The organism is Bacteroides sp. 51 (genome assembly GCF_010500965.1).
Taxonomy (GTDB): domain Bacteria; phylum Bacteroidota; class Bacteroidia; order Bacteroidales; family Bacteroidaceae; genus Bacteroides.
Genome location: NZ_QVMI01000006.1, coordinates 211,254 through 223,552 on the forward strand (window position 1 = coordinate 211,254; position 12,299 = coordinate 223,552).

Sequence of the window (12,299 nt, forward strand, 5' to 3'; positions counted from 1 at the left end):
GCATAGAAACCTGGCAGCGGCACCTTGCCGCCTGCCAGTGATATTTTACATGCTTTCGGTTGTTTTATCTATCTTTTATAACCGGATGTTAGCCTACTTTTGTAGCACTAACTAACTCCAAATAAAATATCATGTTAACTCCAATGTCTTACTTCTCAAAACTCCTGATAGGCGCCTTTAGCCTATGCCTTGTTTTTCTAACATCTTGTAATCCTGCGGAACGCGAAGTACAAATCACCTCTCCCGACTCTCAACTACAAATGACGGTACAACTGCAAGACTCCTTGCTGTACAGTGTTTCCTACAAAGGAAAAGAAATAGTGCAGCCCTCTTTTATTTGTATGAACCTTACCGGACAAACCCTAGGCGTATCCCCTAAAATAAAGAAGATACAAAAGAACACCGTCAATGAAACCATCACCCCATTGTATGGTAAGTTCGCTACCCTGCAAGATCACTACAACGAAACTATCCTCACCTTTGAGGACGGCTACTCTTTAATCCTTAGAGCATACAACGAAGGCTTAGCCTATCGCTTTGTAACCGATCTGGAAGGCGAAGTCATCGTTGAAAATGAACTGATGCAAGTAAACCTAACCGGCAATCCCGCCGCACAATACCCCGAAACCAACAACTGGACATCATGGGAGTTGGCCTATGCCGAATACGAAACCGTATCCGCTATTGACAAAGACAAAAAAGCCATTACCCCTGTACTTTTCTCCTATCCCGATAACACAAAGCTGGTTGTGGCCGAGGCCGATGTACTCAGTTATCCCGGCATGTATCTGGTTAAAGGCGATGCCGGATTCCATAGCGCCTACGCACAATACCCCGACAGTACAGCCCTGGGTAGCTGGGGATTTGTTTCCGTTGTTCAACGCACCCGGGACTATATCGCCAAAACCGAAGGCAAACGGAACTACCCCTGGCGCGTATTCATCCTTACCGATGATGATAAAACCCTCCTGACCAACGAGATCATCTACAAACTCTCCGAACCGCAACGCATTCAAAATACCTCATGGATCAAACCCGGCAAAGCCGTTTGGGAGTGGTGGCACGATGCCATGCTGCCCGGGGCAAATATCCCTTCCGGTATGGGCAATCGCAATACCGCCCTATACAAATTCTATATCGATTTTGCCGCCGAAACCCAAATGGAATACCTGATGATTGATGCCGGATGGTCGGACATCTTCGATCTGTCTAAAATAAACCCTAAAGTCGATGTACAAGAAATTATCCGTTACGGGAAGTCCAAAAACGTAGATGTATTCCTTTGGTGTGTCGCTATGGCGCTGACCGAAGAAACAGTGGATAAATACATGAATATGATACATGAATGGGGAGCCGTGGGACTAAAAGTCGACTTCTTTGACCGCGACGATCAACTCACCATGGATTGGTACGAAATGATTGCCGAAAAGGCAGCAAAATACGAATTAATGATCAACTTCCATGGCTGTAGCAAACCCACAGGTATGCAGCGTGCTTATCCCAATATACTTAACTATGAAGCTGTGCGTGGCGCCGAGTGCTCGAAGTGGGACTTTACGGCTAATCCTAAACATCATTTAATCTTCCCATTTACCCGGATGTTGGGTGGGGCACTCGACTACACACCAGGTTCCATGCGCAATGCTACCCAGGAAGCGTTTAAACCCGTCGATCCGGGATTGCCCTCAACCCAGGGAACCCGTTGCCATGAACTGGCCATGTATGTCATCTATGACCAATACTTCGCCATGCTTTGCGACTCTCCGATGGAGTACCGCAAGTATCCCGATATTATGAAATTCCTGTCGGAAGTACCCGTTACCTTCGATGATACCAAAGCCCTTGATGCCAAAGTCGGTGAATATGCCCTAATGGCAAAACGGAAAGGAGATAAATGGTATGTAGGCGGAATGACCAACTGGGATGCAAGAACAATCGAAGTAGATTTTGACTTTCTATCGCCGGGAGTGGAGTATCAGGCTACAATAATAAAGGATGCTCCTCAATCCAGTGAGGAACCTACACAATACATCTGTGAGGATATAACAGTGACAAGTGCCACAAAACTTCAAGTAGATATGGCTAAAGGTGGCGGGTTTGTGATTAGTTTGAAATAAACTTTAGATCCACATGTTGTAGGGGCAGACCTTGTGTCTGTCCTCACGCCGCAGGTGTATCATTAATGTTTCACTATTCAGCGTCAAGGGCAGACACAAGGCCTGCCCCTACATCATGTGGTGTTTCTTCTTTAAAACACTACCCTTTTCTTTTCCCCGTCCTGTAACACCACTTCTACGACATCTCCATTCTCAATTACCTCCACCGATTTTACCGGATTCAGCTCTTCTGCCGTAAACACTTCATTCCCTTTCTTCCAAAGTTGTAAAGTGACATACACCCTTTCACCCACAGGAATCCTATCCGTCGCCATAGTTACGGCACAAATATCACTAACCGGGTGCAACCCTGCTGGACGTACAGTTTCCATGCCTCCCCAGCCCTGTAATGGAATCATCGCCAATTGATATGCACCATTATTTATAATCCTGGCCTCTGTTCCATTCACTTTTATATTAGTTTCAGTAATCATATCATTAACCTGTGGAAGCGAATAATGGCCTAAGCGTACATCAGTCTCTACCGGAGTAATCATTTTGTCTACCCGCAGAACACCGCTAGGCAAAGGGATATCAGCCAACTTAAAGGTAATTTCCGTATTCGTTTCCAGTACAGCATCCCGGCGATATACTCCATCCTCAAAACTCCTGAATGTATAAAGTCGAAGCACCTCCCATTCCTTCTTCCCATTCAATACCCCATAATTCATGGAAATCTCGCCATTTTGTCCATCCGCCATCCAGGGAAACTCCGTATGATAAGCCAACTTATTATAATTCTCCGTACTGCGGAACAACTGCCAATCTCCTGCAACCGTTTCATGGCACCACGAACGCATTTCTGCTCCGCCACAATTCGGATAATCCGTAATCAGCAGGTTGGAACCCTCCTGAAACTTATTATAAACGTTTCCCGGTTTTAACTCTTCCTCCCAGGCGCCATTATTCTCTTTTGCCGTCCAGAATACATTATCCTCCGGTAAAAGTAGTGCCATAAATACCTTACCCGCCCAATAGACACTTCCCCGGCAACTATAAATCTGTACAGCAGGAGCAAATGGACCATAAAAGCCTAACGAAGGCACATTATCTTCTAAGAAATCCGGATTCTTAAGGAACTGTAGCATCGTACTTGATGCTATCCGGCGCATCCAACCATAATTTATGCTTGAATCTTCAAGAAAGCCCAACATCGCGAAGGGTACTACCGATCCGAAACGGTAGCAAATGCTCCGTCCCCACATGTTCATCTGTCCTTCCTTGTTAAACATATACGGATAATTATCTGCCAGATCGCGTAAGTTACTCATAAACTGCCTGGCATATTCCGGGTAATACTTATTTCCATAGAGTTGCGCCCACACCGGGCCATACATCTGGAATGCCCACATACTGTAATAATCATAAGCCGGGCTATCGTTATACCATCCTTGTCCGCGATAGAAAGCCAATGCTTCTGTTACATATTTAATAAGCAATTCTTCATTTATCGTATACCCCTGATCCTTAAAGAAACTCAGGACGAAAATATTAAAGAACTTCCAGTTTGAATCAACTGTTGGCCCATCGCCGTAACTAATCATCGTTGCAGCCAACGCATCTTTCTGTTCTTGTGTAAAAGGCTCCCAGATCACTTCGGGTATAATAGATAATGAAATAGCCAATGCGCCAAACTCAACCAGGTTCTGGCTGGGTCCGCCATTCTCCGGACGATGTTTAATAAAACCCGGACTCTCAGGATTGATCAAATTCAATATCTGATGACGATAATAATCGGCAACTTTAATTCCATTCAATTCCAGATCGGGGTTCTCTCTTAAAAGCGGTGCAGCCACAAATAAGGTACGGCAAAGCCCTTCCAGCTTCTCGGTAGGTATTTGCCCGTCATTCTTAGGATACACCTTATCCAACTGCTTCGGAAACTTCATCGGAGAATCCAGAGAGTCAATATAACTAAATGCACCGTCCAGCAGATATGTAGCCGCATCCATCCAATGCCGGCGTGTCATTCCTGTCAGCGGACTTACCTCGTGATTCGGATTGTTCACTACAAATACATTCGTATTAGATTCGGTTATGCTCTTTCCCGTACACGCTTGCAGGAGAATGGAAAAGAAGATAATTGCAATAGCGATACTTCCATTAACTTTTCGGTTTATCATAATTTGCTTTTTAGATATATGGGCGCTTGCGCCATCCGGCCGGGGTGCCTCACCCCCTCGCTGCAAAAATAACCCGTTTAGAGCAAATCTGTGTCTGATTATAGTTCAAAATGGGTGGGCTTATCATTCAATACAGACGCATTAAACCATGAACAGGACGTTTATAAATCTTAATCTTCCGCAAGTGACCTGAAAAAAGAAAGAAATATTCATTGGAATTCAGTATATTTGCACGCTTTGCAGCGAGGGCGAACTAAAATGACTAACAGAGAAGATGATTGGTAGTTATTAACAAAATGAGAGACTTATCAACAGATTTCGTTAAGAATTCCCATTTTTGTAGGTGCTCTGAGGATTTATCACTTATTTCGTCGCAAAATTAATAGACACATAATAATATGGGAAAGATTATTGCTTTAGCCAATCAGAAAGGTGGCGTAGGAAAAACGACGACTACAATCAATCTGGCTGCATCACTTGCCACAATGGAGAAGAAAGTGCTGGTAGTAGATGCAGACCCTCAAGCTAATGCCTCTTCCGGACTGGGAGTAGACATTAAACAAGCCGACTGCACAATCTATGAATGTATCATAGACGGAGCAGACGTAAAGAACGCCATCCATGACACAGAGATCGAATCTCTGAAGATCATCTCATCTCACATCAACCTGGTAGGAGCCGAAATTGAAATGCTCAACCTGCCAAACCGTGAGACTATTTTGAAGAAAGTGCTTGAACCGTTGAAAAACGAATACGATTATATCCTGATCGACTGCTCGCCTTCATTAGGCTTAATTACAGTAAATGCCCTGACAGCAGCCGATTCGGTGATCATTCCCGTACAGGCAGAATATTTTGCCCTTGAAGGAATTAGTAAACTATTGAATACCATTAAGATCATTAAATCCAAGTTGAATCCGAAACTGGAAATTGAAGGGTTCTTGCTGACGATGTACGATTCCCGTCTTCGCCAGGCCAACCAGATTTATGATGAGGTAAAGAAGCATTTCCAGGAACTCGTATTCCAGACCGTAATTCAACGTAATGTAAAGCTCAGTGAAGCACCAAGTTATGGTATTCCTACGATTCTGTATGATGCAGATTCTGCCGGTTCTAAAAATTACCTGGCGCTTGCTAAAGAATTAATTCAAAGACAATAACTAAAAGATATATGGCACAACGTAGAAATGCATTGGGTAGAGGACTTGACGCTCTACTTTCGATGGACGATGTAAAGACAGAAGGTTCTTCTTCTATTAATGAAATCGAACTATCGAAAATATCCGTTAACCCCAACCAGCCACGTCGTGAGTTTGACGAAACAGCTTTACAGGAGCTTTCGGACTCTATAACTGAGATCGGCATTATCCAACCGATCACCCTACGCAAGCTTTCGGACGATGAATATCAGATTATAGCTGGTGAACGCCGTTACCGTGCGTCGATCAGAGCGGGTAAAACGCATATACCAGCTTACATCCGTACTGCTGACGATGAGAATGTAATGGAAATGGCGCTGATTGAGAATATCCAACGCGAAGACCTTAACTCTGTCGAAATCGCATTGGCCTATCAGCAGCTTATCGAACAATATAACCTGACTCAGGAACGTCTGAGCGAACGTATAGGTAAGAAGCGTACTACAATCGCTAACTATCTGCGCTTACTTAAACTTCCTGCACCTATACAGATGGCACTTCAAAATAAAGAAATCGACATGGGGCATGCCCGGGCACTGATCTCTTTAGGCGATCCGAAACTTCAGGTGAAAGTGTTTGAGGAAATTCAGCAACATGGATATTCCGTACGTAAAGTGGAGGAAATCGTAAAGTCTCTTGGAGAGGGCGAAGCGGTAAAAAGCGGCGGAAAGAAAATCGCCCCGAAGAAATCTAAGTTACCCGAAGAATTCGATATGTTGAAACAACATCTATCCGGGTTCTTTAGTACAAAGGTACAGTTAACCTGTTCCGATAAAGGAAAAGGAAAGATAAGCATTCCATTTAATAACGAGGAAGAACTGGAACGGATCATGGAGATATTTGATTCGCTTAAGAATAAATGATAAAATTGAAACAGACATATAAACTGTATATTGCCCTGCTTCTCTGTTTTTTACAGGTGGCAGGGATTGATATGTATGCTCAGAACCCAATCGATTCGCTCATAGTAGATACTATTCCGGCAAAAGTTATGGTTCCTGTTCCGGCAGATTCTATAGATACAACCTCGCTGGATTCTTTATTGATGGAAATTCCAGTCCACCATGTACCCGACTCGCTCGTAGCAGATAGTGTTGCTCTGATTAATAGAGAGAATATGGCCAGGTTGGACTCCATTACCAACCCGCAGATAACCCTGCTGTCTGCCGATAGTATAGTTGCAGCTCCTGAGATTCCCAAAAAGGTTTGGGTGCCTAATCCTGTTAAAGCTACATGGCTTGCAGTGGTTTTTCCCGGTGCCGGCCAAATATATAACCGTAAATACTGGAAACTTCCCATTGTGTATGGAGGGTTTGCCGGTTGTGCCTATGCATTGTCCTGGAATAATAAAATGTTTAAAGATTATTCGAAAGCTTATATAGATTACATGGACGATGACCCTAATACCAATAGCTTTTTAGATATTGTTAGAAATCCAGAGAGAATAAATAACCTGGAGTCTCTCCTGAAAAGAAATAAGGACTATTATCGTCGTTATCGTGATATTAGTGTTTTTGCGTTTATCGGAGTTTATCTCTTGTCTATAATTGATGCTTATGTGGATGCGGAATTATCAAACTTTGATATTACTCCGGATTTGAGTATGCGTGTAGAACCTACTGTTTTAAACAACCAGCGTAGTAATATCTTTGGCAGTAAAAATAATGCTGTAGGGCTACAGTGCAGTTTTACCTTTTAAAAAACAACAGATTATATGAACAACCTAAGGAAACACGGCCTGATTGTATTTTTATTCTCTCTGATTGCTTTTACACAGGCAAAAGCACAAACAGTAGAAGTTACTTATTATGAAGATGGAAAAGAACGTCATGAAGTTATAGATATACCAACAAGCCTTACCTATCCGATGGATAGTTTGTTGAGTGATTGGAAAGCACGCAATTATGTTGTGCGCTATAATAGTGACGATTGCAGCACATCCGAAGTAAACCCTACATTTAGTGACGCCGTAGTTATGGATCGCTTATCCCGCATTCCGGCAGTAATGGAAATGCCATACAACGAAGTTGTGCGTCGTTTTATCGACCTGTATACAGGACGCTTGCGCAACCAGGTTTCCTTTATGTTAAGCGCATCTAACTTCTACATTCCTATTTTCGAAGAAGCACTTGATGCTTATGGCCTTCCTATTGAACTGAAATATCTTCCTATCATTGAATCGGCTTTGAATCCTTCTGCTGTATCCCGTGCAGGAGCATCCGGGCTTTGGCAATTTATGATCGGAACAGGTAAAATATACGGATTAGAATCAAATAGTCTGGTCGACGAAAGACGTGATCCGATCAAAGCAACTTGGGCGGCAGCCAGATATCTGAAAGAACTATATAGTATATATGGCGATTGGAACCTGGTTATTGCAGCATATAACTGTGGACCGGGTAATGTAAACAAAGCCATCCGCCGTGCGAATGGTGAAAAAGATTATTGGGCAATCTATCACTATCTGCCCAGGGAAACCCGTGGCTATGTTCCTTCGTTTATCGCAGCCAACTATGTGATGAGATATTATTGTGACCATAATATCTGTCCGATGGAAACCCGTATCCCAGCCGATACGGATACACTTCAAATTACCCGTAACCTGCATTTTGATCAAATAGCTGCCCTTTGTAATATTGATATTGAGCAAATCAAAAGCTTGAACCCACAATATAAGAAGAATGTAATCCCAGGAGATATTAAACCTTATACCCTGCGTTTGCCACTGAATCAGATCTGTACGTTTATCGAAAATCAAGATTCGATTTATGCCTATCGTGCTGAAACTCTTTTCACTAACCGTAAGCAAGTGGAAATCAAGAATGAGACATCTACTGCTTCCAGAAAAGGAACCGCTAGTGTCGGATCGGGCAAGCTTGTTTATCATAAGATTAGAAGCGGTGAGTCTTTATCTACGATTGCAGGGAAGTATCGGGTGAAAGTGAACGATATTAAAAAGTGGAATAACCTGAGAAATAATAATATTACTGCAGGTAAGAGTCTGAAAATTTATAAATAGGAGTCAGAAGCTAGAAGTTAGTAGTAAGGTAAGATACAATGCCGCATGGGTAAAGATAAAACCTTACTACTAACTTCTAGTTTCTGACTCCTAAGAAATAATTATGAAAGAAACGAATCATAAAGATATGTCGGATGAGGAACTGATTGACCAAACCTTTCAGGAACTTTTGAACGACTATCTGGCAACAAAACATAGAAAACGGGTCGAGATCATTACAAAGGCGTTCAACTTTGCCAATCAGGCACATAAAGGAATCAAACGCCGGTCTGGTGAGCCGTATATTATGCATCCGTTGGCAGTAGCCAAGATTGTGTGCAATGAGATAGGGTTAGGCTCTACTTCTATTTGTTCGGCTTTACTGCATGATGTAGTAGAGGATACGGACTACACTGTGGAAGATATTGAAAACCTGTTTGGCCCTAAGATTGCACAAATCGTTGATGGACTGACTAAAATATCGGGTGGTATCTTTGGCGATAAGGCTTCTGCACAAGCAGAGAACTTCAAGAAGCTTCTGCTTACCATGTCGAGTGATATCCGTGTAATCTTGATTAAGATTGCCGATCGTTTACATAATATGAGAACATTAGGTTCTCTTCTCCCGGCAAAGCAATTAAAAATTGCAGGCGAAACCCTTTATATTTATGCTCCTTTGGCGAATCGCCTCGGCTTGCATAAAATAAAGACGGAACTTGAGAACCTCAGCTTTAAATACGAACATCCGGAGGAATATGAGCAGATAGAGAAAAAGTTGCAGGCAACAGCGGCAGAACGTGATGAAGTCTTTCAACAATTTACCGCTCCTATTCGTGTTCAGTTAGATAAAATGGGGTTGAAATATCGTCTTCTGGCACGTATTAAATCCATATATTCTATTTGGAATAAGATGCAGACCAAGCATGTTCCTTTTGATGAAATATATGACTTGTTGGCTGTACGTATAATCTTCGAACCACGTAATGCGGATGAAGAACTCAATGATTGTTTTGACATCTATGTTTCCATATCCAAACTCTATAAACCCCATCCCGATCGCCTGCGCGACTGGGTAAGCCATCCGAAAGCAAATGGATATCAGGCTCTGCATGTAACTCTGATGGGGCCTAACGGTCAGTGGATTGAGGTACAGATTCGTAGTAACCGGATGAATGATGTAGCCGAACAAGGGTTCGCAGCACATTGGAAATACAAAGAAGGTGGCGGTGGCGAAGATGAAGGTGAGTTGGAAAAATGGCTCCGTACAATTAAAGAAATTCTTGATGATCCGCAACCTGATGCCATTGACTTCCTGGATACAATCAAACTAAACCTGTTTGCATCTGAGATATTTGTGTTTACTCCGAAAGGAGAGATTAAAACAATGCCACAACATGCTACGGCATTGGATTTCGCTTTTTCATTGCATACGGATATTGGAAGTCATTGTATTGGCGCTAAGGTAAATCATAAATTAGTCCCATTAAGCCATAAGTTGCAAAGTGGTGATCAGGTGGAAATTTTAACATCAAAATCCCAACGTGTTCAACCGCAGTGGTTAGTGTTTGCTACCACCGCTAAAGCACGGGCAAAGATATCTGCGATTCTGAAGAAAGAGCAAAAATCAGCCCAGAAGAAAGGCGAAACTACCTTGAATGAATTTCTTCTTAAAGAAGATATACGTCCGGAATCAGTTAATTATGATAGACTTCTGAGTTTACATAATATTCGTACCAAAGAGGAGCTTCTGGCAGAAGTAGGTAAGGGTGCAATTACATTGGGTGATGAGGATAAGAATGCAATAAAAGGAAAGCAGAATTCAAACTGGAAGAAGTTCCTTACCTTCTCATTTGGCAATACCAAAAGTGCTAAAACAGATGAACCCCAGGAAACAGCAGCTAAAGAAAAGATAAATCCTAAGAAAGTACTTAAGATTACAGAGGATGCTATACAAAAAAACTATATTATAGCCACTTGCTGTTCGCCGATTCCTGGTGATGATGTGTTGGGGTATATGGATGAAGATGAGAAAGTTATTATTCATAAACGTCAATGTCCGGTAGCTGTAAAACTGAAAACCAGCTATGGAAACCGGATTATCGCTACCAAATGGGATACTCATAAATCTTCATTATCCTTCCTGGTAAACTTATATATCCGTGGAATTGATAGTGTGGGAATAATGAACGACGTAACACAAGTGATTTCCCGTCAATTGAACGTAAATATCCGTAAACTGAATGTTGAAACCAATGATGGGATCTTCGAAGGAAAGATACAGTTATATGTTCATGATGTAGATGATGTGAAACGAGTGATCACTAAGTTGCTGAAGATTCCTAATGTAAAAACTGTAAACCGCGTCGAAGAGTAACAGGCGGCAAGATGCTGCTTAGTCAAAAAAGTCTTGCGTGAGCTCTTTGCTGGTAGGAGCGCGATCCAACTCTTTCCTGATGGCAAGGAGTTCCTCTCTGATTTCTTTTAGCCGGGTGACTACTTCAAAATTGCGGGTGGTACCTTCTTTGTTATCCATAAGCCGTTGACGTGCTCCCGATAAGGTCATTCCTTTTTCTTTGACCAGATGGTAAATGAGTTTAATGGCTTCCACATCTTCTTTCCGGTATTGACGGATGCCGCGACCTGCTTTCTTTGGTGCAATTTGTGGAAACTCCTTCTCCCAGAATCTCAAGAGAGACTCTTTAACATCAAACATCTGGGCTACTTCACCGATGGAGTAGTATAATTTGAAATTCTTGTTCGGATTATAAGCCATAATATTCCTCCTCCATTAGTCAAATACTTTACCGTGGTTAGCGGCAATGTGAATCATTTCATCATAATCTTCAGCACTCAAATCCATAAAGTAATAGTTGATCGGATTAACGTGCTGGCCTTTTACATGAACCTCATAATGTAGGTGAGGTCCTGTACTTTTTCCGGTATTACCTACTGCCCCTATCACTTCGCCACGCATAACTTTCTTACCTGGTTGAGTATGTATTTTATGTAGGTGAGCGTAAACGGTGACATAGCCAAATCCGTGATCTATACGGATTGTGTTTCCGTATCCGGTTTCCCATCCGGCTTTAACAACCACGCCATCTCCGGTGGTATAAACATCCGTTCCGGTAGGAGCAGAGAAGTCCATTCCGGCATGGAATTTCTGTGTTTTATAGATCGGGTCAATACGTACTCCATATCCGGAAGCTGTTTGGCGTAGATTCTTATTTGATACCGGCTGAATGGCTGGGATACATCTTAACATTTCTTCCCGGCTTTTGCACAGTTCAATTACATCATCGAATGATCGGGATTGAATATATAATTGCTTATCAAGTAAGTCTAGTTTCTGTGTATTGCTGATTACCAGGTCGGCATTAGCCAGGTTCATCAATTGGGCGTAACGATTTGTTCCTCCATATCCGGCTTTACGTATAGCAGTTGAAATAGGTTCAGCCTGGAAGATTACCCTGTATAGGTTATCATCACGTTGTTGAATATCCTGAAGGACTCCTAAAGATTCGTCCAGACGGCGCGACAATACATTATATTGTGCCAGCAACTGGCTGTTTTCCTTGCGGAGTTCTTTCTCGGAGGGAGAGCCGAATATGATCAATAGAATGATGAAACACCCTGCGCCTAACCCCATACCAATAAAGAGGCGACGGAGATAGCTCATCACACGTTGCCGGATCGTGGGATATATCCTGTCGTAGGTCTGTGTCTGAGGATTATAGATATAATAGACTTTACGCATAAGTGAAGAAAATTGGCATAATCATAGGGCAAAAGTAATAAAAACAAGCTATCTTTGCGCAACTTT

Annotated in this window: 9 protein-coding genes; 6 read left to right on the forward strand and 3 right to left on the reverse strand. The window is 42.4% G+C overall.

Annotation, left to right across the window (positions count from 1 at the left end; all coding sequences use genetic code 11):
- Positions 1–131 precede the first annotated feature (131 nt).
- The gene (locus D0T87_RS07190; RefSeq protein WP_163174251.1) at positions 132–2,117 is read left to right on the forward strand and encodes a glycoside hydrolase family 97 protein; all 1,986 of its coding nucleotides are present in this window, start codon (positions 132–134) and stop codon (positions 2,115–2,117) included.
- A gap of 131 nt (positions 2,118–2,248) precedes the next feature.
- Here D0T87_RS07190 and D0T87_RS07195 read toward each other — a convergent pair whose 3' ends face one another.
- Positions 2,249–4,279, reverse strand: a complete 2,031-nt coding sequence (locus D0T87_RS07195; protein WP_163174253.1) for a DUF2264 domain-containing protein — start codon at positions 4,277–4,279, stop codon at positions 2,249–2,251.
- A gap of 398 nt (positions 4,280–4,677) precedes the next feature.
- Here D0T87_RS07195 and D0T87_RS07200 point away from each other — a divergent pair, with 398 nt between their 5' ends.
- The 5 genes from D0T87_RS07200 to D0T87_RS07220 all read left to right on the forward strand — a co-directional run bounded on the left by D0T87_RS07200 (position 4,678) and on the right by D0T87_RS07220 (position 10,850).
- Positions 4,678–5,439 (forward strand): ParA family protein, encoded by a 762-nt coding sequence (locus D0T87_RS07200; protein WP_163174255.1) that lies wholly within the window; start codon positions 4,678–4,680, stop codon positions 5,437–5,439.
- Between the two features lie 11 nt (positions 5,440–5,450).
- Positions 5,451–6,341, forward strand: coding sequence for a ParB/RepB/Spo0J family partition protein (locus D0T87_RS07205; protein WP_163174257.1), 891 nt, complete (start codon positions 5,451–5,453; stop codon positions 6,339–6,341).
- A complete protein-coding gene (locus tag D0T87_RS07210; RefSeq protein WP_163174259.1) occupies positions 6,338–7,177 on the forward strand; it encodes a DUF5683 domain-containing protein in 840 nt (279 codons plus the stop codon). The genes D0T87_RS07205 and D0T87_RS07210 overlap by 4 nt, the downstream gene beginning before the upstream one ends.
- A 15-nt stretch (positions 7,178–7,192) precedes the next feature.
- A complete protein-coding gene (locus D0T87_RS07215) occupies positions 7,193–8,497 on the forward strand; it encodes a lytic transglycosylase domain-containing protein (RefSeq protein WP_163174260.1) in 1,305 nt (434 codons plus the stop codon).
- Positions 8,498–8,600: 103 nt separating this feature from the next.
- A complete protein-coding gene (locus D0T87_RS07220) occupies positions 8,601–10,850 on the forward strand; it encodes a bifunctional (p)ppGpp synthetase/guanosine-3',5'-bis(diphosphate) 3'-pyrophosphohydrolase (RefSeq protein WP_163174261.1) in 2,250 nt (749 codons plus the stop codon).
- Between the two features lie 18 nt (positions 10,851–10,868).
- On the opposite strand, the gene D0T87_RS07225 is transcribed toward D0T87_RS07220, so the two are convergent.
- The gene (locus D0T87_RS07225; protein WP_163174262.1) at positions 10,869–11,249 is read right to left on the reverse strand and encodes a MerR family transcriptional regulator; all 381 of its coding nucleotides are present in this window, start codon (positions 11,247–11,249) and stop codon (positions 10,869–10,871) included.
- A 15-nt stretch (positions 11,250–11,264) separates the two neighbouring features.
- Positions 11,265–12,233: a M23 family metallopeptidase gene (locus D0T87_RS07230; protein WP_163174263.1), complete on the reverse strand. Its 969-nt coding sequence runs from the start codon at positions 12,231–12,233 to the stop codon at positions 11,265–11,267.
- Between the last annotated feature and the right edge of the window lie 66 nt (positions 12,234–12,299).